Genomic DNA, 22224 nt, shown 5'->3' with positions numbered 1-22224 from the left:
TTATAATAGACTGTGGAAATAAAAATAACGTTCCGCGGAATTTACCGTGGAACGTTATAGATTTAGCGCTCAGTAAAAACTATATTTGGGTTTATCGTAAACGATCGGGCATCATTATTTTAAGGAATTCTAGAATACCATTCTCTACTACGAGTTCTTCTCTATCTTGATCAGCAAGTACTCTTCTGATGATATCTTCTTTACCCTCCATCACTTTACTTGTCCAATGAGGATCAATGATAAGAGAACGTCCTACTGCTACTAATTCAGCATTTGTCAACGTTTCCTCTGCGTTCTGTTTGGTACGGATATCTCCTACCCCAATTAAAGGTACACGACCATTGATTTTTTCATGTACATATTGCAGGATTGATTTTCCTTTAAAATCTTCAGATGCAGATACTTTCTTAAAGTCCCCTAATGAAATATGCAGATAATCCAGCTTTTTATCAGCTAATCTATCAATGAGATAAAGGGTATCTGCCATATTAATTCCAGGCTCTTCATATTCTTCTGGAGAAAAACGATAACCGACAATAAAATCCTTAACCTTTGAATTATCAACGACAGCAATAATTGCATCAACTAATTGGTTAATAAAATTAAATCTTTTCTCTAAACTTCCGCCCCATTGGTCTTCCCGACGGTTGGAGTGTGGAGAGAAGAATTGTTGGATTAAATATGTGTTTGCTCCATGAATTTCTACTCCATCAAATCCAGCTTGAATCGCACGTTGAGTCGCTTTTTTAAAATCCTCAATTAAACCGAAAATTTCATCTTCTGCTAATGCTCTTGGAATTTCTGCATTCGGACGTTCGGCAGCAATAGCGCTAGCGGAAACGGGTTGTACGCCACGTAATATTTTTGAATCTGTCATTCTTCCTGCATGGAAAAGTTGTAAAATAGCTTTTGTTCCATTTCGTTTAATAGTCGACGCTAGTTGGCTAAGGCTTGGAATAAACTGATCGGAGGAAACGCTAAGTTCACCTTCCCATCCTTTTCCACCCTCTTGTACATTTGCTGCCGCAGTGATAACCGCACCTACTTCGCCCGTTCTTAGCGAATAGTATTTCAATTCATCTTGTGTTACTACACCGTCATAAAAGCTCATTCGCGTGGTCATTGGAGCCATAACCACGCGATTTTTCAATGTCAGTCCTCTGCGAAAAGTTAATGTTTTGTCTAGTGCTATCATCTTTTTCCCAACTTTCATTAAATTATATTTAACAGGATATTATATACATGCGCATACATATAAATTACAGTAATGATTTATTCTTGTCAACTAATAAAGAACTGCTGTTGAATACAACAAAAAGCGCTGTTCCGCTGAACAGCGCTTTTCGCTCGTTAAGAATCGTCCTGATTATTCTAGTTCGGCCGGTTTTACAATGGCTGCACCTTTGTTATTCTTGGAATATTTAGCTTCGATTTTCGTGGTGTATGTATCTTTTTCTCCGTCACTTATCAGCACATAATTCAGATCGACTGTCAGCTTTTCCGTTTGCCAGGTCTTAGTATTGACGAATAATTTCCACGTTACGCTTTTGGGTTGAACTATCTCACCATCCCAGAGGTTCTCCTGGTCATAGAGTTTGATTATTCCCTTAGCTGCTGTCGGATCGGTTACCGTGAACTGTAGGACCGTTTGTGCGCCAGCAGTGCTGACTTTCATAGATTTTTTATAACTTTTGACCGAATCAAGCATGGAAACAGGATCGTATTGACCTTTGGAGTAAAAAGAATCCCACTCCATCTTCTCCAGTCCAATCCAATACTGTGCATCAGGATCGATTGGCTCCCCGTCATCGTCGTAACCTTCATCTTCAGATTCATCGATCAGTTCACTTCCGTCTACAAGATAGTAAAACTCCTTGTCATTGGCATATAGACTGTAAGATGTTTCTAAAAGACTGCTATCGACGGTGCCTGCTGCGGCAAAATTCGGCAGACGGTTGACATCCAGCTTCAGAGTGTTGGTGTTGCTGATACGTACCCCGCCGCTTTGAACATCCTGTTTTTTGGTCACATCTAAGTGGAAATTCTTTATTGCTTTTGAAGCTGCCGTTACTTTGCTGATCATTTGATCCGCGGTTACTGCTGTTGTGGTAGCTGCAGATACAACTTCAGGATTAGACATCGATCCGATCGTTCCGGACAGCAATAATGCACCCGCTGCCAAACCTGTACCTATTGTTTTTAAAAAACTCTTCATGTACTTCCCCTTTCGGCCCCTTGCGATAATGTAACACCGTAGGTAGGAATAATAAAAACAGCTCGAAATAGACTACACGTCCTTCAGAGCTATTCCTTATGATTTCTAAGACATCCCTATGGCGGCCTGGCGATCATTTCCTTCTGTCAAAAGGTTTTAGACCCACGGCTTTGTGTCATCATCTTTCGATGATTTTACCTTTAACGCGGACTTTCAATTAGTTTAAATCAGATTAAAGAACGCTTGTCCCTTCGTTAATTTTATCATGGTCATATTTACCTGTAAACGACTTATCTTCCATTTCCGTTTACCAACTGATTTACTCGTATCCTTATATCAACGTAAAAAAAGCATAAAACAGGACTCCAGTCCACTTTATGCTTTGTATCTAAACTTATTTTACAGGGTCAAAAAGATTAGGATAAACAATACTTAACCAGCGCATCACGCACGCCATGCTCGTTGTTCGAACCCGTAACAGCATTCGCTGCCGCTTTTACCTCTACCGGAGAATTATCCATCGCCACGCCCATCCCCGCATAAGTAAGCATAGAAATATCATTAAAATAATTACCGATCGAGAGGACTTCTTCCTGCGGAATTCCCAGCTTCACAGCAAGATTTTTTAAGGCGTTGCCTTTAGAGGATTCAGGATGCATCAAATCAACAAAAAATTCACCACTCCGCAAAATGTTATACTCAGGGGTCCAAGTACGCCATTCACGTTCAGCTTCGTCAAGGATTTCTGACTGTGTAAATACAGTAAACTTAACCACTGGTTCACGGAAATCTTCCCAGGCCGGTAACGTCGCTGGCATAATACGGAAGTGCTCATACATATAATTAGCTTCTTTAGTCAGATTCTCTACATTATCAACATACATATCAAAAGCAGTATTCACATCATAATGAATATTGTGCTTACGGCAATAGTCGATATAGGGGTCAAGACCACGTGCATCCATACCGTATTGGTGCAGCACTTCTCGATCTTCCACACGCACCGTCGCTGCTCCATTGTGACCAAGCACGTAACCAGTCAGCCCCATTTCCTCCATGAAAGGAATCGAGTTCTGTGGACTGCGTCCCGTACACAATACGATTTGACCGCCAAGACGTGTAACCTCAGCAATAGCTTCCTTATTCTCAGAGCTTAAGAGGTGATCATCATTTAATAGCGTACCGTCCACATCTAGTGCAATCAGTTTGTATCTCATACTCCACCATCCTTGTCTTTCTTTTTCTATATATATTGAACTTGGCTTTTTGAGTTAAGTTTCCAAAATCAATTTATATATCATTTTCTCTACTATCCTTCTGACCCATCTGCGCCTAAGAGTGCCAGTTCCTCTAACGTCAGTTCCCGACAAGCTCCCAGCGGCAGACTTTCATCCAGCTTCAATTCTCCCATAGATACACGTTTCAGAAAAGTGACTTTTTTGCCAACCGCCTGAAACATACGCTTCACCTGATGAAATTTCCCCTCAGTGATGATAAGTGAAATATGAGAAATCACTTTGCTCCCGCGCTCTCTTCCAAGAATGGTTAAGTGTGCAGGTAAAGTAACGTAGCCATCTTCCAGCTCCACCCCTGCTGCAAAAGCCGCGACATCATCCGAGTCTACATCGCCCTCGATGGTTGCCTCGTATGTTTTCGGGACATGCTTGCGTGGCGACAGCAATTCATGGGCGAGTTTCCCATCATTAGTGATCAGCAGCAGTCCTACAGTATCCTTATCTAGCCTTCCTACAGGAAACGGTTCAAACTGTGCATATTCGTGCTTTAAAAGATCCAAAACTGTCCGATCCCGCTTGTCCTCCGTAGCTGACAGGACACCTGGGGGTTTGTTCATCATAAGATATATGAATTCACGGTAGGTAACAACCTCTCCCCCTACCTCTATTTTATCGGCATAAGGATCCACATGAAACCCACTATCTTTTACCACTGTCCCGTTCACCAATATTAAGCCTTGTTTAGCTTGTTTACGGATATCACTGCGCGACCCCACTCCAATATGGGACAACACTTTATCTATTCGTTGTTTTTTGGCGGGCTTACCTGATTGGCTCATTGTTACATCCACCTCCAGCCTGCGGGATATTCGTTCTTGAGTATACCATCCTGCCACTTACCCCAGCCTGCGCTGTAGCCATCAATGCAGACCAGAACGTATCCCTTTTGGGCACTTCCTATTCTAATAGAGAGACGTTCTTGAGAAATCGACAACGTCTCTCCTTTAAGATAGGAAATAGCTTCATGATTCGTACTGGAGAGTGATACACTTCGGCAGCTTTCTTCGGGATGCAAAGCTGTAGCCATCGGATGTCCCGGGATAAATCTTCCGTTACGGATTTGTCCTACATACCATCCCGGACGAATCGTTTTTAATCCATTTAGTCTTTCCTTAGGAAGTGGAGAAATGTACAGATGGTCACCGAACAGAACCGGATATCCTTTAGGTTCCCACCCAAGCTGATCTCGTACAAAATTTCCATACGCAGTCAAAGCTTGCTCGTCACCTGAAACTTGCCGACCACGGTCAGCGCCACCAGTAGGTTTGTGAGAAGGTTTCCCTTCTTTCCCCCGTCTTCCTTCTGATTTATTGGATGATTTAACGTGTGCTGCACCTTTTGGAACAGTAGTTCTTGCAGATTCATTTAACTTGACCTCTATGTGATCACGTTCCTCCATTGAAAGCCTAATTCCCCCATGTTGTAGTACAGCCATGAAATGTCCTTCGCCTTTCACCTTATGCGGCCACAGTCTTGCTGTACCTGAGAGTTCTCCGAAGCCAGGAGCAAATGAGCCTGTACCTCCTACCGTTACCACTGAGAATTGTGGATGTTCAGAAATAAACTCCGCTATAATTTCCTCATTTTCTTCTGTAGCAAAGGTACAGGTCGAATAGACAAGTATACCTCCCGGTGCCAATGCTGTTGCAGCAGAACGTAAAATATCCCGCTGCATGGATGCATATTTGGCAGGTGTACCCGAATCCCACTGCTTCACCATGTCTTCATCTTTACGGAACATCCCTTCACCAGAGCAGGGAGCATCAATCAAGATCTTGTCAAAAAAAAGCGGGAATGCAGCCGCGATATGCTCTGGACTTTCGTTCAGTACAATACCATTACGAACCCCGTACAGCTCCAGATTTTTGGCTAGAGCTTTAGTCCGTTCTGGATGAAGATCATTACTAACCAGCAATCCTTCCCCTAACAGCTTGGCAGAAATCTGCGTAGATTTCCCTCCAGGGGCTGCACATAAATCAAGTACACGATCACCTGGTTCAATATTAAGCAATTCCACAGGTGCCATCGCACTCGGCTCTTGAATGTAATACAAACCTGCGTGGTAGTGAGGATGTTTACCAGGTCTAGCCCCATTCTCTGTATAAAATCCTGTCGGACACCAAGGAATGGGTTCCAGTCCTAAAGTAGAAAGAGCCTTTAAACTCTCCACGGAAATCTTCAAGGTGTTAACACGGACGCCCCCGTATGGGGTTTCCTTATAAGAATCCGCAAATTGATTATAATCTGTTCCCAGCATGTCCATCATACGCTCGCTGAAAGAACTGGGCAATTGTGCCGCCATGATGCCGTCCTCCTGATAGTATTGCAAAAATTTAGGTGTTTAAAGATTCAAGGAACACCCCTACGGGTGTCCCTTATACAATACTCATATATAGAGGATCTTTTACTTACGATGAAAGGATGTCGGTCTCTGAGGACCACGTCGTTGAGGGTTATTCGGTGTGATAGCTACAGCTGCATTCTCCACTTGGTCCGCTAGACTTGGATCAATAATCTCTATGGTTAGATCGTAATAAGAAAATGGCCGCTCATCATATGATGCTAAGCGCCGAACATAATCTTTCACTTCCTCCACGAGTTTCGCCAGATTAATGCCGAGTGTCGCTGCTGGATACTCTTCCAGTTTGGCAGAAGAACCACTCAGCATAATAGCTGCACCGCGCACATTCTGATTGCGAAAATGGTATAATCCTACTGCTACTTGGAGAAGTGCTTTGTACAAAGGATCTCGTTCCTGGGCAAGCCACAGTTCTTCGAGCACCTCGTGGCATTCGAAATAATCCCTGTCACGATTAAAGTACACTAGGTATTCCAAGTACAATGGTTCATAAGCCATCCGGCAAACTATCCTTTTTAGCTGCGGAAAGGAGTCCCCGCACATGATCCAGAAGTTCCTTCATCGCTTCCATATCCTGAACCTGCCATATTTCGTTAAAGCGAGCCTGCGTATCTATAGCTTCATTCACCAAGTGATAGAAATACAATTGATGAATGGCCTTGAGAATCTGCGTGGTCATATTCGAGTTTTCCTCGAATGTCTTCTGTGCTTCCAGAATCTCTTCCCGAATACTGGACATTTCACTGTCGAGGATCGATGCTGCTTCAGCTGCCGTCTTTAGTCGAACACGCATTTCATCGGGTAGACTCTCCCGATATTTATAGTTCAGGGAATGCTCTATGGTAGCCCAGAAATTCATAGCTAGCGTACGAATTTGGATCTCCGCGAGCACAATTTTCTGGCCAAGCGCTGTTTGCACAGGATATTTAATAATCATATGGAAGCTGCGGTAGCCGCTCTCTTTATAATTAGTGATGTAATCCTTCTCATAGAGTACTTCAAGATCCTTACGGGCCCGGATATATTCGGCCACTCTGCGGATATCCTCCACGAATTGGCACATGATCCGAATTCCTGCAATGTCTTCAATCCCCGTCTCCAGATCTTCCATCTTCACATTCAGCCGTTTAGCCTTTTCAAGAATGCTTGACAGCCGTTTTACACGCCCCGTTACGAATTCTATCGGCGTGTATTCCTCTCTTTTCTTCAACTCCGAACGCATTGTTTTGAATTTAACTTTCAATTCTTCCACAGTCTGTTCATATGGAAGTAAAAAAGTTCCCCAGTCCCTGCCGTCCATCGCCTTCGTCCTCCTGTCCTTTCGTCTCCTTCAGTGATGATCAGCGCCCACTGCTTCAGAGATATGACTGAATCCATCCCGCCGTAAAAGCTGCCGTAATCCGGCATGCAATTTGCGGTTAATCTCCGGTCCTTCGTAGATAAGAGCTGTATAAATTTCGACCAGACTTGCACCTGCTCTTATCTTGTCATACGCATCCTGACTGGTGAAAATACCGCCTGATCCTATAATCGGCATTTTCCCTTCCGTCTGGCGATAAATACTGCGAATGATCTCCGTTGAGCGGTCGCGTAGCGGCTTGCCGCTTAAGCCCCCCGTCTCATTAGCCTTTTCATGACTAAGTCCATCACGGTTCAATGTAGTATTCGTAGCAATAATACCATCCATACCAGTTTCTGTCAGCGTCTGAACCATATACTCCAGCTCCGTGTCACTTACGTCTGGTGCTATCTTAACCAACAAGCTTCTGGTAATACCGGTAGCTTTACGCTGAATCTCCATTTCTTCCTTCACCTGAGCTAGCAGGAACGACAATTCACTGCCATGCTGGAGACTGCGCAGACCGGGTGTATTCGGCGAGCTGATATTGACCACAAAAAAATCACCGTACGGATAAAGCGTACGGATGCACTGACGATAGTCTTCATGAGCCGCTTCATTACTAGTTATCTTATTCCGTCCAATATTAACTGCTATTGGAATTCTCCGATTCTTTAATTTCTTCAGACGCTGTGCCATAGCATCAGCCCCTTCGTTATTGAAGCCCATTCGATTAATCAGCGCTTCATCCGAAGGAAGACGGAACAAACGAGGGCTATCATTACCCGGTTGACCCTTAGGGGTAACCGTGCCCACTTCCATAAATCCAAACCCGATCGAAGAGAATCCGACTACGGCTTCGGCATTTTTATCTAAACCTGCAGCAAGTCCAACTGGTGTCGGGAAATGCGTTCCGAACAGATCAACCGCTAAATCCGCCGTTTCAGGAACTCCGTACATTAAACGTAGCGCCGCGCTTCCACCCGGCACTGATGACGATTTATCCAATCCACCTATGACGAGATGGTGAGCCTTCTCGGGATCAATCTTGAAAAAAATTGGTTTACCAAAATTACGATACAACACCGTTCTCGCTCCTTAAGGGGTACTTCACAAATCCACGTGTCTACCCGTTTCTGTAGGTTTCTTCTTAATTTTAGCCTTTTCTTGAACAAAAGAAAAGTATTTTACAGTCCGAGTATGTTGAGTACATAACGCAGAGTATAGTAATTTTCTTGTAAACGCATTACAATATAGGTGTAATCAGCGATTAAGAGAGAAAGAAGGTATGCCCAGTATGTCTACTAAACGTAAACCACCAACTTTGCAGCAAAAGAAAGAAGAAGTTAACCGTAAAGCGCTAATGTGGATCGGCGTCAGTTTAACTTTACTAATTCTTCTAATCATCGTTCTGTTTATCGTTGCAGGAAACTAATTCAGCCAGTGGTATACTTTGTGGGGGTTGGTCTGATCATGCTTAGCAGTAGAGCTGAAGCGTTTAGCCGGCACAAGCTGCTTTTCAGGCAGAACCCCTCTACTAATCACTACTGTTGTACCTTTAGGAATCAGCGCGAAGAGCTCCTCTACATCTTCTCGGCCCATTCGAATACATCCAAGGGATTCATCCTTACCAACACTGTCAGGCTCATTCGTGCCGTGAATAGCATAATTACTGTCCGAAAGCTGAAGCCCTCTGCTACCGAAATCCCCATCATCTCGACCATTTGGATTGACTACTTTATCTGTAATCACGAAGTTGCCCTCCGGTGTCTTATCTCCGCCAAGTCCTACCGCATAGTTTCGTAGAATAATAGAACCGCTGACTACCGCCAATCGGTGATTTTGTTTATCCACAACGACCCTTAGCGGCTGATCAAAAAAAGGAACGTCACTCGTAACACTTCCACTCACACTTAATGCTGTCGGTATACGCCTCACACCATCGTTAGATGAGCTTGAAGGCTCCGCTTTGTCTTCTGTTCCAGGTGCCATCTTGTTCTTAGCCACCGCTTTAAGAGGGCTGAATTCCCGCTTCATGACGGTTGTCGTCCCACCTATCCAGTTCTCAGGAAAAGATCCCGTCAAATCCGCTAATGTATCTGGAAGCTTCCCTTTAGCATCTTGATAAGCCTGGATTGCACTCCATAGTGTGGCAAGTTCCTCTTGGTCACCCTGCCATTCAACTCCATCCTTGGCGAGTTGCCCTTGCTCTGGCGGCTCACATGCACATACCTTAGGATCGTAAGACTGATACACCATCCGTCCCTTTCCATTCTTTTGCAGTGTGAAATTTAGCGGAAGCTTCTCTTTCCAGAACAGCCACTTTCCCTCTCGCTCCATCCCTAACGCAGCAGCTTCAAAAGGTTCTTTACGCATTAGCATTTTCGCCATTAACTTCCCTTGCGAAGCCGCAGCTGCATTCTCTTGCGCTGTATACATCACTTTTTTCGCCTCAACAACAGGCTCTTGGACAGAGTCTTTTGGATCTGGCAGATCTTTGGCTTCAGAAGCTGCCGTGTCTTGAAGGACTTCTTGTTCTCCTGTAACGCCGATCCCCGGAGCCACTGCTGAAGGTACAATCAACAGTAAAAGAAACATTAACACTAGTGATATGTATCTCAATCTTTGTTGGCCGCGCTCACGCTGGCGACTCGCTTGCAGCAATCCATCTTCGTATTCGCGCAGCATTTCAGCAGGTACCTTACTGTGCTCGAATGCCTCATACACTTCACCAGCCTGATTGAAGCAATAGTTAGCTTTTCCATGTTGACCGTTCTTATTGTATTCCTTCCCCAGCAAGTACCATGCCATTTTGTTATCTGGGTGCATCTGTACATATGCTTTGAGGTGCTGTGAGTTCTTCATCGGAACCTCCGAGAGTTTATAATTCCTACCTTTATTAATATCGGTCAGACATAGCAAAAAAGACATCCCTGGCCGAACAAAATGTTCGCAGAAGATGTCTTTATCTGGTGTCGCACGTTACTCTTTATCGAGTAATTAACCTTCTTTATTAAAAGGTTCGTCCGCAATTTTAATGGAGTCGGTTGGGCAACCATCACAGGAATCTTGGAGATCATCAAACAAATCGTCCGGAATCGCTGTCACACCGCAGTTTTTGTCATTTTCGTAAATAACTTCTGCCAAACCTTCATCATCGTAATCAAAAATATCAGGAGCCGTTGCGCCACATGCACCACAAGCGATACAAGTGTCTTTTTCGACCCAAGTGTACTTAGCCATTTTTTTCTCTGCCTCCTGTTAAGCAATACTGCGCTGTTGAACCAGCGTCTTATTTTTCTCATATTAATATAAAAAGAATACAATTTCAATTGATTTTCTATACGTTTGCATTTCTGACGCATTCTATAGTATCAATTTCGACACGTTTTATCAATCTTTATCTGACTCAACAGACAACAGATTATCCTTTTGCAGTGAGGTGCCTCGTTCCTTATGATTACGGAGCCTTGCAGAATGGGAGTCACTTAACATCCCAGCGGTCAAAACTGCATTTTCACCAAACTTATTGCGAAGCATATCCATGGCCTTGGTCAGTGACTCTTTCTTAGGCTGCTGTTCGTAATCGAACAAATCCAGCTGAATTGCAGAATCCTCTTTAGCGATTAATCCTTGCAAGGTCACACCAAGCAGTCGAACGGGCTTCTCCCCATTCCAATGTCGAACATAAAGATCACAGACAGACTTGTAGATATCTTCTCCACTCTCTGAAGGCGCCTCAAGCTGCCGCGAACGAGTAATGGTCTTCATATCCGGCGTCCGGATGGTAAGCTGTACACCCGAAGCCACAAGCCCTTGCTTCCGCAAGCGCCGTGCTACCTGATCACTTAGATTCAGCAAAATGGGGCGTACCTCAGCAAGGCCAATAACATCCCGCGGCAGTGTAGTGGTGTGTCCGATCGACTTACTTTGCTCCCGCTCAGGATTTACTATCCCATGATCGATTCCGTTCCCTGCACGTTTTAGCCATGAGCCCATAACTCCAAAATTCTCAACCAGCATTTTCTCATCAGACGCCGCTAATTGTCCAATGCTGTAAATTCCAAGCTTACGGAGCTTCTCTGCCGTTTTTCCACCGATACCGAACATTTCATTACATGGCTTGTCCCATAAAATCTTAGGTACATCACGCAGCCGTAGCACCGAAATACCATTTGGCTTTTTTAAATCCGAAGCCATCTTCGCCAGGAGCTTATTTGGAGCAATACCAACGGAGCATGGCAAGCCCAATTCTTCCATTATACGGCGCTGAATGGTTTCCGCAATTTCCATAGGCGTACCGAATTGCCTGGAGCCAGTTACATCTAAGTAACATTCATCTATCGACACTGCTTCCAATAATGGTGTATAGCTATAAGCAATCTGCATAAACGCATTAGAATATTTGCGGTATAAATGGAAGTCCGGCTTAATAACGATGAGCGATGGACAAATACGAAGCGCCTTCTGAACCTGCATACCCGTCGAGATCCCCAATCTGCGGGCGACATACGAACAAGTAACAATAATCCCTTTCCGTAATTCAACGCTACCCGCAACCGCAGTAGCCTTACCTCTGAATTGGTCAGGATCTTCTGCCTCATGTACCGAGCAATAAAAAGCATTCATATCCACATGCAGGATAACCCTGCCACTCGTTGGATAATACTGATCAACATTCTGCACAATATCTACCTTCTTATCCTCAGGGTCTCTATTGTCCAATTTAGAATACCTCTCCGCTGCGGTTAGGTCAACTTAAGAGGCTGTAAAGTTCTTTGTTACATTCCCGCGTAAAAATGCTATAATATATAAATTCATTTCCCTTGCCAATGCTTCCGATGTGAGTTTTGCACGAAGTGAATCCGGAAGACGAAGCTTACAAAACTTTTAGGAGGACACTCATGTCTAAGTCCATCTCCATCTTCGATACTACATTACGCGACGGCACCCAAGGTGAAGGCATCAGTCTGTCGGCTGACGACAAGCTGAAGATTGCCAAGAAGCTCGATGATCTGGGTGTGCACTATATTGAAGGTGGCATCCCGGGAAGCAACAATAAAGACATTGAATTTTTCAAAAGAGTCAAGGAGCTTCATCTGAACGCCAAAATCACAGCGTTCGGCAGCACACGGCGGAAGAATTCCTTGGCCGAAAACGATGACAATTTAAAACGTATGATTGATGCAGGCGTTCCTGCTGCTACACTCGTCGGGAAATCTTGGGATTTTCATGTACACACTGCATTACAGACTACGCTTGAGGAGAATCTCGCCATGATTGGCGACTCCATATCCTACTTGAAACGCAAAGGCCTTGAAGTGATCTTTGATGCCGAGCATTTCTTTGATGGTTACAAGAACAATCCTGAATATGCAGCAGCCGTTCTGTCCAAAGCCCGGGAAGCCGGAGCAGATTGGCTTGTAATGTGCGATACCAACGGTGGAACATTACCTTTTGAAATTCATGAGATTGTTACCGCTCTGACGGGGCAGCTACCTGGAGCAAATCTTGGAATTCACACTCACAATGACTGTGAGCTGGCGGTAGCTAATACACTTAGCGCCATCGGTGCTGGAGCACGGCAAATTCAAGGTACCATTAATGGTTACGGTGAACGATGCGGCAATGCCAACCTATGTTCCATCATCCCTACCCTTCAGCTCAAAATGGGATACCACTGTATTTCTGGTGATTCATTACCGCAGCTTACGAACACAGCACGCTATATTAGTGAAGTTGCCAATGTTAATCTGCCGGTAAATCAACCTTATGTCGGAAATGCAGCTTTCGCACACAAAGGTGGAATCCATGTCTCCGCTATCATGCGTGATTCACGGACCTATGAGCACATCGCTCCCGAGCTTGTAGGGAATAAACAACGTGTGCTCGTCTCTGAACTGGCTGGACAGAGCAATGTGCTCTCCAAGGCGCAAGATATGGGTTTGAATTTGGATCCAAGCAGCGAGCAAGCTCGTCGGGTGATCGAGAAAATCAAAACGATGGAGCATCAGGGGTATCAATTCGAAGGTGCCGATGCCTCGCTGGAGCTATTGCTTCGGGAAGCTACTGGCGAGATGAATGAAACCTTTACCTTTGAATCCTTCAAGATGTTAGTCGAAAAAACCGCAGAGCATCCAGTTGTATCTGAAGCCTTCGTTAAACTGAAGGTTGGCAATGAGAACCTTTATACCGCTGCTGAAGGTAACGGTCCGGTCAATGCACTCGACAACGCTCTTCGTAAAGCGCTGCAGACCTACTTCCCGCAATTGAAGGAAATGCATCTATCCGACTATAAAGTCCGTGTTATAGATGAACAGGATCAGACTGCTGCGAAAGTACGGGTATTGATTGAATCCAAGAACTTCACAGACACTTGGAGTACGGTTGGCGTCTCCAGTAACGTCATTGAAGCCAGTTGGGAAGCACTTGTTGACAGTATGCGCTACGCACTTCTGAATCAACTCTTGCTGGAAAATGAAAAGTCTGGAAGTAATGAACCTAGAGGCCTGGTAAATCATTAATTCATACCTTTCATAAGCATTCATATGACGAAGAACCCCCTTCAACAGTTAACTGTAATGAAGGGGGCCTTTTATTCTTTGGAGTAGATCCTTTATGATTCGGTAAGCTTGATAATTTTTTTCTCCAGCTCTTCCGGACTAAGAATGCCCAGAATAATCTCTGAGATCACTCCATTCTTGTCAATAAGTACATTGGTAGGAAATACAGCTCCGTTATATTTACTGTACACCTCATCTTTCACATCAAACATAACCGGGAACACAAGACCGTATTTCTTAATAAAACGTTCTGCATTGGGTTTATAATCCTGACTACTCACATTAATACCGTAAATATCTAGAACATCCTTATACTTAGTCGCCATGGTGTTAAGCTCCGGAGCTTCCTCCTTGCAAGGATCACACCATGAAGCCCAGAAATTAACGAGGACTGCCTTCTCTCGTGGTCCGTTAACTACATATGTAGTCCCGTCCGTTCCTTGGAGTGAAAATGAAGGAGCGAGCAGTCCGGCCTTAGGTCCTATTTTCATTGGCGGCTCATCTTGTTGTCCAAAAACAGCGGTAGCCTCCGGCTCACGATTATGCCACACCGCAAACACAGCTACACATACAATAAGAATCACTATCGTGATATTCAATTTACTTACTGCTTTCATAGGGATCTGTTCCTTTTCGAATGGAATAGTTTTCTACTATTGTACCCTCATTAACTTCAATTTCAAACCATCCATTTTTTAAGAAAAACAATAAATTATGTATAACGGGAAACTCGTACTCGTACACATAATTTCGTTCAAAAAAAGAGGGTTTCGTCAGCGACGAAACCCTAATGAAGAGAGAGGGGTGAACAAATGGCAGCATTACAGGGAAATGTCCAGCCTATAAGACTGAAATATTCCGTACAGCAAGCACTGGGGAAGCACTTGCTGTCCAGTTACCCGCATGAAGCATGCGGAGTCCTGCTGGGTGCTGCCGCAGCGGGTGGCATGCTCATCGATACTTACGTACCTATGCGCAACGTAGCGCCAGACCCATTGCACACATTCACTCCCCACCCTGAAGAGTGGATTCATGTTCTTTACAATGAGCCGACACTCATCGGTTTATTTCATTCCCACCCAAATTCAGAACCTATACCTTCGGTTGCCGATTATAAAGGATTAGCAGCACTAGGACCTGAATTTAAGGTCTACCTTATTGGTTCTCCCAGAACCGAAGTTGGCTGCTCTCCATTTCTGAATGGTTTTTATATTGAGCGGTATTCAAATGAACAAGGAACATCTTTCCCTTTCCCTGAACTATCTCAAGCTCCGCTTCATGTTCTACTTAAATAAGCATATAAATCGCCTAAGGTATCTACTTGGCCACGCTCCGAAATTTCGCGAAGATAAGCCACCCACAGCTGGGCTGTCATTTTGGCATCTTCTAATGCATTGTGACGTCCATGAATCGGAATTTCATGGACAAATAACAGTTCATCGAGTGTATAGTTATTTCGCTGCGGCTCGAGCCAACGTGCAAGCATCATCGTGTCCAGCACCCGGTGTGTAAGCTGAACTTTAGAAGTTCTCCACAGCGCGGCATTAAGAAAAGCTTTATCATGCGAGCTTGCATGTGCCACTAGCACATTTTGCCCCACAAATGACATGAAATTATGAAGGCCATCAATTAAGGAAGGGGCGGACCCAGTCATTTCTTCCGTTATCCCTGTTAACCTCGTAATATCTTCTGGAATTGCTGTCTGACAATTCACCAAGGTGTAAAAGCATTCATCTTCCTTAATTTCCTCTCCAACCACCTTAATTGCACCAAACGACATAATTTCATCTCCATGCTGATGAGAAAATCCCGTCGTCTCTAAATCAAATATAACCGTCTCCAGTTCAGACAGAGGAGTACGCAGCACCTCAGGGCGACGCTTCTCACGCATGAGAGATCGGATATAGGCCATTTGCTGCGCAGTCTGATGAGCAGCTTCTCCCCCTCTCATCGAAGCGATTGCCGACGGCATTCCACCTTGTCTCAGGTTGTTCCAGAATCCTCCATTCTTGTTTGGCTCCCTCATGTTCGCCACCTTTCCGCTGAGCGGAGCTGACGCTGCAACGCCCGATGAAGGCGTCTAACAAGCAGCAGACTTTCACGCAGCTCAGACAATAGCTGCTTATTCTTCAGTTCACTCTCAGCAATATAATCACTGCTGATTAACAAGCCATTCTGGACACTAAAGGGCGTGTTCACCCGCATCCGCATCGCCAACAAGAAAGCCCGCTGAATATCATCCAAATGTTGATATTTGTGAAGTCTTTCAAGCTCTTCAATTCGCTCTAAGGTCGAGCTAGCTCTAATACGATGCAATAACGATAAGCGTCTAACAATGTTCACGAGCGGGATATAGACTCCATACTTAATATCAAATCCACCTGCATAATCCCCAAAGCGCTCTGTCAACACCTGTCCCAGCAGATTTAAAGTCGCTTTATGGCGGACTGTATTACGAAGAACAGCCACAGACAACTCCTCATTGTCAATAAAACCCTCATAGAAAGCCTTTTGCCACAATGCTGATAACTCCGTACTTCCCGCAACATGGCGCATATCTGAAGAAATGATAAGATACCGAATCGGCTCCCATTCCAACTGGGTTCTCCATTCCTTCAGCTGCTCCTTCCATTCCGATAACGTCTTCCTCCACATCCCTTGGGAGCACATTACCTTGCCTGCACATTTCTCATACCCTACTTCTTCAAGCAGATCGGATAACATTATTCCAAAAAATTCAAAGTATCTATTCTTCTCCCCATCCGGTTCACCCTCAACGATCAAACCATTATCCTGATCGCTCCACAGTGTGGCTTCTTGCCTTCCACTACTGCCAAACACAATAAAGGAATAAGTACAGGGAGGCGGGCCATAGCCCGCCTCTTTCATCTGCGCCTCACATATTAGTACTGCAGTCTCTGCAATAAGATCATGCATTGTATTCACGCGAAACATCCATTCCTCAATCGGAATTACATTCAACTGTTCCAGTAGAATACTTTGGCAGGCAATTCGCCTCTCCCTAAGTTCCTGTGGCGAACCGGCTAAAACGATGGTCCTAAAGCATTCTTCATCATACCCATCCGTTAACTCCATCGAAGCCACACGGTCCGCCTCCCTATTCTCAGGATTCATATTATTGTTTAAGGGTTTTGGATTCCGATTCTGCGATTAATTTCATTTGTTCAGGGTATCCGTAAGTACCATGCTCACTGATATCCAGACCCATCAATTCTTCTTCTTCCGTAACACGAAGTCCTGTTGTTACCTTCATTACATATAAGATAATGAAAGAAAGCACGGCTACGAAAGCAAATGTTCCTACTACCCCAAGCACTTGAACACCCAGCTGGTGGAAACCCCCACCGTAGAACAATCCGGCTTCCCCTACCAAAGCACCTTTAGTAATAAGATCCGGTGCAGCGAATAGGCCCGTGGAAACCGCGCCCCACATTCCCGCAATACCATGTACCGAGAAAGCATAGATTGGATCGTCGAGTCCTGCACGTTCCAGCCATTGAGAAGTCATGAATGTGAACCCACCCGCTACTAAACCAATAATGATCGCTGCCCATGGTTCAACGTAAGCACATGCACCAGTGATCGCAACCAGTGCAGCTAGAACACCATTCAGCATTGCTGGAATATCTGATTTACCAAAATACAACCAAGAAGTAATTAATGCCGCCAAACCACCTGCTGCTGCTGCGATATTCGTGGTTAATGCTACGTGACCGAAGAAACCTCCCATTGGGGACAAAGCACTACCTGGATTGAATCCGAACCAACCAAACCAGAGGATAATCACACCGAGTACAGTAAATACTTGGTTATGACCTGGAATAATGACAGGTTTACCTTCTTTATTAAACTTACCAAGTCGTGGTTTTAGCAATATGGTTGCTACAACCGCTGCAGTGGCACCTGTAAGATGGACAACCGTGGAACCTGCATAATCTTGCATTCCCAGCTCAGCCAACCAGCCGCCGCCCCATACCCAGTGCGCTACGACAGGATAAATTACGATTGAGAATAAAATTCCGAATATAATGTACACACTTATCTTTGCACGTTCTGCCATGCCTCCAGATACGATAGCTAAGGAAACTGCTGCAAACGCCAATTGGAACAAGAATTTAACATTTAAAGTAACATCAGAAAATGCAAGTGATTCAAATGAAGCTGCTGCTGAATCTCCGCCATACAAGAAGCCTGTAGTACCGAAGAAGCCATTACCGTTACCGAAGCCAAGTCCAAAGCCTACGGCCCAGAAACACACACTCGCAATAGCTAGTGTCAGTACCGTCTTACCAGCTACGTGACCTGCATTCTTCATTCGAACTGATCCTGCTTCAAGCATCGCGAACCCTGCTTGCATAAAGAAAACTAAGATGAATGCCAGGAAGGTAAAAGCGGTATCCAATCCGACCTGCAAATCTGCATTTGTTGGACCTTCTGCCGCAAAAGCACTTACTGGATAAACCATCAGCGTAATCATGGCCAGTAAAATCATCAACCATTTCTTTTTCATTTTCCCCACTCCCCAATGTTATATTTTCTAACAAAACATGAAATTCTTAATGTCATTATAATCAGAAGTCAGGTAAATTAACAAGACTATTTTGGGGAATGTTTTTATTTTATTTTCCATCAAGCCCACAAAATCCCCATATTACGCTTGGACTATTTCAATACTCCAGGCCCACGCAGCTAAGAATCCATTGAAATAACTACGTGAACATCCGCTCTAATATTAATTTTTTATGGAATTCTTCTTATTGATCCTACAACAAACATAACATATGATGTCATGTTTATAGTCATGCTTTATTAATAAACATAATCGGTTCAAATTTGATATCACATGGAGTTTGAGTGTATTGTATATAAACAACGCATTTCCTTTCATGAATTAACCTCTCTTTAATGCATATACTTTATGAAAGTATGACGTTTGACTGTATGGTTTCCAGTTTGTTATCATTACAGATAGCATAATAGAAACCACCAATATAGGAGACGACTACTCTTTATGGACAGTCGAATTCGATTAGTGAGGCGAGGTAGCATGGGGATATGATTCTATATCGAATTGGAGAATTAGCTAAGGCTGCTCACATCAGTGAGCGCACCATAGATTATTACACGAAATTGGGGTTAATCTCCCCAGAGTCAAGAAGCACCAAAAATTACCGACTGTACAGTCATGAAACCTTGGTCGACTTAGAACGTATTAATCAATTAAAGCATGACAAGTATTCATTGGAAGAAATCAAATCCATGATGAGCAAATGGAGCGAGGCTACTCCTGAAACTGACGTATCTGATAAATTAGTCGAGCTTGAGCAGCATATGCAACGACTAGAACGTGAAGTAAAGGCACTTGAACCAATTATAAGCGGTCTGAAGCCGGGACAGGCCAGACGCGCGCTCTCTAACTTACTCCCACAAGGAGTGGCCTGCATGGAGGCGATTCGGCTTCTATTGCTTACGCAAGGACCGCCAATGTAAATACCCTATTTACAATACAGTGGAGGAATGCAGCTATGGGAATGTATCTATTAGTAATTATCGCCTTTATTTTTTCATTATGGGCCCAGTTCAGAGTTAAAGGGACATTCAGCAAATGGTCCAAGGTGGCCAACTTAAACGGTCTGACAGGATATGAAGCAGCTAGACGTATGCTCGACGCAAATGGACTTCACGATGTTCCGATTGAGCCTGTAAGAGGTACGCTTTCTGACCATTATGATCCGATTCACAGAGTTGTACGCTTATCAGAGCCTGTTTATTATGAGAGTTCTATCGCAGCAGTCTCAGTCGCTTGTCACGAAGTGGGTCACGCCATTCAGCATAAAGTAAGCTATCCTATGTTAACACTACGTCACCGGATGTTCCCGGTAGTTAATTTTGCATCAGGTATAGCACCATTCATGCTTATGGCAGGATTTATATTCGGTTACTTTAATCTTGTAGGCCTTGGTATCATTTTCTTCTCGGCCGCTGTTGCCTTCCAGCTTGTGACACTCCCAGTTGAGTTCAATGCCAGCAACCGGGCACGTCAAGTCATGGTAGAGCAAGGCTACATTCGTAACGAAGAGGAACGCGGAGTAGCCAAAGTCCTAAACGCAGCTGCATTAACATACGTTGCCGCCGCGCTAGTCTCCTTACTCGAACTGCTTCGTTTGATTATCGTCTTTTTAGGTAACCGCGACTAATACAAAGTACAACAAAACAATACCCCGGAAGGCTAAGAGCCGACCGGGGTATTATTTTGCCTCGCTTTAAAATAGGATATCAAAAAAGTCCGAAACGAACGTGCAACCAGCGGCAACTTACTATCTGTTCGGTAAATCAAACCAACCGTCCTCGTCACAGCAGGCTCCACAACCCTTACTTGAGCTGGCTGGAGAGGATTCGTCTGATAGAACGCCATCTCCGGAAGAAGGCTTACACCCATCCCTGCCGCCACTAAACCACGTATGGTATCAGTCTCCCCACCTTCGAATGCAATCTGCGGCTGAAATCCCGCCTGCAAGCACGCTTGCCAAACGATCGGTCTCAAAGAATAACCTTGACTGAATAGAACAAACTTTTCATTTTGAAGCTGTTCCAGTCGGATCTCAGATTCTCCTGCCAGCTGATGATTCTGAGGAAGTATTGCAAATAACTCTTCAGTCATAACAATATCTCCAGAGACATGCTCATCATTTTCCGGAAATGGCGAAATAAATGTTAAATCCACCTCTCCGGATAATACATCCTTTATCAACGAAGGGTAAGACCCCTGCTTAAAACGAAACTTGACATGGGGATAGTGCTGGCGGAATTCTGCAACGATAGTCGGGATAAGATGCGTTCCAAGACTGTGAGGAAACCCTATACGAATCTCTCCACGTTCCGGATCTAGAAATTCATGCACTTCATTTACCGAATGTTCCAATTCTTTAAGAATACTATCCACCCGCTTGCAAAAGAGCTGTCCAACCGGCGTAAGCTGCAAATTACGCCCTTTTTGCATGAACAAGTCAACCCCAAGCTCTTGCTCCAATTGATGAATCTGACGGCTTACCGCAGACTGCGCTACATGAAGTTCCTCCGCCGCTCTTGTTACATGTTCTTTTTGGGCTACCTTTAGAAAATATTGCAGCTGTCTTAGCTCCACTCCATCATCGCCCCTGTCTTAGGCTTTTTTTAAATATACGAATAATAAGTCCATATAGGAAAAAGCCAGAAATCAAGCCTCCGATATGCGCAACCCAATTCACATTTGGTGTTGCAAACGACATAATGATCCCGATTACAAGCAAACCGTATAACGTCTTTCTCGAGCCTTCGTCCATCATCGCCCGTTGAATAACAGCAATGTATAAAAATGCGCCATAGACGGCGTAAATTGCTCCAGAAGCACCTACCGAGACCGTACCTGCCTCTAATACTGAGCGACTGCTGATTGCAATCGTTAGAATATTCGCAAGAACTCCACCTACCACATAAAGAATTGCATATCGCCACCAGCCAAGCAGGCGCTCCAGAGGCGGTGCAAATACAAGTAGGGCGAAGCTATTAAAGAATAGATGGGAAAACCCATTATGTAAAAAAATAGCCGCCACATAACGCCACAGTTCCTCTTTATACGGGCTAACATCAACTATAGCACCAAAATCAACAAGTGTTTGTATATTGGTGGATCCACCATTGAACGCCATGAGCATAAACATAATTACATTAGCTACAATGAGAAGACATGTTACCGGGTAGTACCGGAGATAACTTTTCCAATTTTCATACCGAATAAATATCATTACACCCATCCCTTTACATTTATATCTTGCTCTGTTGGACATCTCCCTATAAATAAGATTATAATTTATTGTGGCAGTAAGAGCCAATATTACAATTCGAGGAGGAAAACAAGGATATGACGCAAGAAAGAACAGGCGTAGCTACTTTCAAAAGCAGCCCCATCACTCTGGTAGGACCCAAGCTTACAGCTGGTGATCCCGCTCCTGATTTTGTTCTTAGTAAGAATCTACTGGAAGAAGTGTCTCTTAGTGATTATGCCGGTAAAATCAAGCTGATCAGTGTTGTACCTTCTCTAGATACTGGTGTATGTGATGCACAGACCCGCCGGTTCAATAGTGAAGCTGCAGAGCTAGGTGACGATGTAGTTATCCTCACGGTAAGTATGGACCTACCATTTGCTCAAGCCCGCTGGTGTGGCGCTGCAGGAATCGATCGCGTAATCACTCTATCCGATCACAAAGCAGCCTCATTCGGACAAGCTTATGGCGTACTAATCAAAGAATTCCGGTTAGATATGCGTTCTATTTTTGTACTAGACAAGAATAACAAACTCACCTATGTTGAATATTTGAGTGAAATGACTGAGCACCCTAATTACGAAGATGCTATAGCTGCTGTGAAGAGTTTGCTCTAATTCTCTAGAACAG

23 protein-coding genes and 1 riboswitch are annotated in these 22224 nt (G+C 44.2%); of the genes, 6 read left to right on the top strand and 17 right to left on the bottom strand.

The genetic code is table 11. The features are described 5' to 3' along the window. Window positions 1-91 precede the first annotated feature (91 nt). The 8 genes from L1028_RS16295 to L1028_RS16260 form a co-directional block, all read right to left on the bottom strand. Window positions 92-1213 (bottom strand): NADH-dependent flavin oxidoreductase, encoded by a 1122-nt coding sequence (locus L1028_RS16295; protein ID WP_234535539.1) that lies wholly within the window; start codon window positions 1211-1213, stop codon window positions 92-94. A 153-nt stretch (window positions 1214-1366) separates the two neighbouring features. Next, window positions 1367-2215 (bottom strand): DUF6612 family protein, encoded by an 849-nt coding sequence (locus L1028_RS16290; protein WP_234535538.1) that lies wholly within the window; start codon window positions 2213-2215, stop codon window positions 1367-1369. 117 nt (window positions 2216-2332) lie between these two features. Continuing rightward, a riboswitch (cyclic di-GMP riboswitch) is annotated at window positions 2333-2424 on the bottom strand. Between the two features lie 207 nt (window positions 2425-2631). Beyond that, window positions 2632-3432: a Cof-type HAD-IIB family hydrolase gene (locus L1028_RS16285; RefSeq protein ID WP_234535537.1), complete on the bottom strand. Its 801-nt coding sequence runs from the start codon at window positions 3430-3432 to the stop codon at window positions 2632-2634. A gap of 92 nt (window positions 3433-3524) precedes the next feature. Then, window positions 3525-4289, bottom strand: a complete 765-nt coding sequence (locus L1028_RS16280) for a pseudouridine synthase (protein WP_234535536.1) — start codon at window positions 4287-4289, stop codon at window positions 3525-3527. A 2-nt stretch (window positions 4290-4291) separates the two neighbouring features. Beyond that, entirely contained in the window at window positions 4292-5812 is a 1521-nt protein-coding gene (locus L1028_RS16275; protein WP_234535535.1) for an RsmB/NOP family class I SAM-dependent RNA methyltransferase, read from the bottom strand. A 102-nt stretch (window positions 5813-5914) separates the two neighbouring features. Further along, window positions 5915-6367 carry a DUF309 domain-containing protein gene (locus L1028_RS16270; RefSeq protein ID WP_234535534.1) on the bottom strand — a complete coding sequence of 151 codons (453 nt, stop codon included), beginning with the start codon at window positions 6365-6367 and terminating at the stop codon, window positions 5915-5917. Continuing rightward, window positions 6357-7169 (bottom strand): GTP diphosphokinase, encoded by an 813-nt coding sequence (gene yjbM, locus L1028_RS16265; protein ID WP_042126350.1) that lies wholly within the window; start codon window positions 7167-7169, stop codon window positions 6357-6359. Before yjbM ends, L1028_RS16270 begins: the two co-directional genes overlap by 11 nt. A 30-nt stretch (window positions 7170-7199) precedes the next feature. Beyond that, window positions 7200-8294, bottom strand: coding sequence for a quinone-dependent dihydroorotate dehydrogenase (locus L1028_RS16260; RefSeq protein ID WP_234535533.1), 1095 nt, complete (start codon window positions 8292-8294; stop codon window positions 7200-7202). A gap of 211 nt (window positions 8295-8505) precedes the next feature. On the opposite strand from L1028_RS16260, the gene L1028_RS16255 reads away from it, so the two are divergent. Then, window positions 8506-8643, top strand: a complete 138-nt coding sequence (locus L1028_RS16255; RefSeq protein WP_167348489.1) for a hypothetical protein — start codon at window positions 8506-8508, stop codon at window positions 8641-8643. Here L1028_RS16255 and L1028_RS16250 read toward each other — a convergent pair. The 3 genes from L1028_RS16250 to L1028_RS16240 all read right to left on the bottom strand — a co-directional run bounded on the left by L1028_RS16250 (window position 8640) and on the right by L1028_RS16240 (window position 11933). Next, complete coding sequence (locus tag L1028_RS16250; RefSeq protein WP_234535532.1) at window positions 8640-10073, bottom strand: L,D-transpeptidase; 1434 nt, start codon at window positions 10071-10073, stop codon at window positions 8640-8642. The two genes, L1028_RS16255 and L1028_RS16250, sit on opposite strands and share 4 nt — an antisense overlap. A 135-nt stretch (window positions 10074-10208) precedes the next feature. Further along, window positions 10209-10451: a ferredoxin gene (locus tag L1028_RS16245; RefSeq protein WP_060624367.1), complete on the bottom strand. Its 243-nt coding sequence runs from the start codon at window positions 10449-10451 to the stop codon at window positions 10209-10211. Window positions 10452-10601: 150 nt separating this feature from the next. Then, complete coding sequence (locus tag L1028_RS16240) at window positions 10602-11933, bottom strand: DNA polymerase IV (protein ID WP_423803052.1); 1332 nt, start codon at window positions 11931-11933, stop codon at window positions 10602-10604. A gap of 179 nt (window positions 11934-12112) precedes the next feature. On the opposite strand from L1028_RS16240, the gene cimA reads away from it, so the two are divergent. Continuing rightward, complete coding sequence (gene cimA / locus L1028_RS16235; RefSeq protein WP_234535531.1) at window positions 12113-13732, top strand: citramalate synthase; 1620 nt, start codon at window positions 12113-12115, stop codon at window positions 13730-13732. A gap of 92 nt (window positions 13733-13824) precedes the next feature. On the opposite strand, the gene L1028_RS16230 is transcribed toward cimA, so the two are convergent. Continuing rightward, window positions 13825-14388, bottom strand: coding sequence for a TlpA family protein disulfide reductase (locus L1028_RS16230; protein ID WP_234535530.1), 564 nt, complete (start codon window positions 14386-14388; stop codon window positions 13825-13827). A gap of 195 nt (window positions 14389-14583) precedes the next feature. Here L1028_RS16230 and L1028_RS16225 point away from each other — a divergent pair, with 195 nt between their 5' ends. After that, the gene (locus tag L1028_RS16225) at window positions 14584-15066 is read left to right on the top strand and encodes a M67 family metallopeptidase (protein WP_234535529.1); all 483 of its coding nucleotides are present in this window, start codon (window positions 14584-14586) and stop codon (window positions 15064-15066) included. On the opposite strand, the gene L1028_RS16220 is transcribed toward L1028_RS16225, so the two are convergent. The 3 genes from L1028_RS16220 to L1028_RS16210 are packed head-to-tail and all read right to left on the bottom strand — an operon-like array spanning window position 15048 to window position 18302. Continuing rightward, the gene (locus L1028_RS16220) at window positions 15048-15797 is read right to left on the bottom strand and encodes an exonuclease domain-containing protein (RefSeq protein ID WP_234535528.1); all 750 of its coding nucleotides are present in this window, start codon (window positions 15795-15797) and stop codon (window positions 15048-15050) included. The genes L1028_RS16225 and L1028_RS16220 overlap by 19 nt on opposite strands. Beyond that, window positions 15794-16867 carry a DUF294 nucleotidyltransferase-like domain-containing protein gene (locus L1028_RS16215; protein ID WP_234535598.1) on the bottom strand — a complete coding sequence of 358 codons (1074 nt, stop codon included), beginning with the start codon at window positions 16865-16867 and terminating at the stop codon, window positions 15794-15796. The genes L1028_RS16220 and L1028_RS16215 overlap by 4 nt, the downstream gene beginning before the upstream one ends. A gap of 40 nt (window positions 16868-16907) precedes the next feature. Next, window positions 16908-18302: an ammonium transporter gene (locus tag L1028_RS16210; RefSeq protein ID WP_234535527.1), complete on the bottom strand. Its 1395-nt coding sequence runs from the start codon at window positions 18300-18302 to the stop codon at window positions 16908-16910. Between the two features lie 545 nt (window positions 18303-18847). Here L1028_RS16210 and L1028_RS16205 point away from each other — a divergent pair. Both L1028_RS16205 and L1028_RS16200 read left to right on the top strand, forming a co-directional pair. Further along, complete coding sequence (locus tag L1028_RS16205; protein WP_042186848.1) at window positions 18848-19282, top strand: MerR family transcriptional regulator; 435 nt, start codon at window positions 18848-18850, stop codon at window positions 19280-19282. A 35-nt stretch (window positions 19283-19317) separates the two neighbouring features. After that, window positions 19318-19989 (top strand): zinc metallopeptidase, encoded by a 672-nt coding sequence (locus L1028_RS16200; protein ID WP_234535526.1) that lies wholly within the window; start codon window positions 19318-19320, stop codon window positions 19987-19989. 32 nt (window positions 19990-20021) lie between these two features. Here the strand turns inward: L1028_RS16200 and gltC are convergent, their stop codons facing one another. Together gltC and L1028_RS16190 are read right to left on the bottom strand one after the other, a co-directional pair. After that, window positions 20022-20936, bottom strand: coding sequence for a glutamate biosynthesis transcriptional regulator GltC (gene gltC / locus L1028_RS16195; protein ID WP_042186843.1), 915 nt, complete (start codon window positions 20934-20936; stop codon window positions 20022-20024). A 4-nt stretch (window positions 20937-20940) separates the two neighbouring features. Further along, window positions 20941-21576, bottom strand: coding sequence for a rhomboid family intramembrane serine protease (locus L1028_RS16190; protein WP_234535525.1), 636 nt, complete (start codon window positions 21574-21576; stop codon window positions 20941-20943). A gap of 116 nt (window positions 21577-21692) precedes the next feature. On the opposite strand from L1028_RS16190, the gene tpx reads away from it, so the two are divergent. Continuing rightward, entirely contained in the window at window positions 21693-22211 is a 519-nt protein-coding gene (gene tpx / locus L1028_RS16185; RefSeq protein WP_234535524.1) for a thiol peroxidase, read from the top strand. Window positions 22212-22224 lie beyond the last annotated feature (13 nt).

The organism is Paenibacillus pseudetheri, assembly GCF_924513355.1.
GTDB classification, from domain to species: domain Bacteria; phylum Bacillota; class Bacilli; order Paenibacillales; family Paenibacillaceae; genus Paenibacillus_AQ; species Paenibacillus_AQ pseudetheri.
Note: the sequence above shows the minus strand (reverse complement) of the source record. Positions and strands in the feature narration are given on the sequence as shown.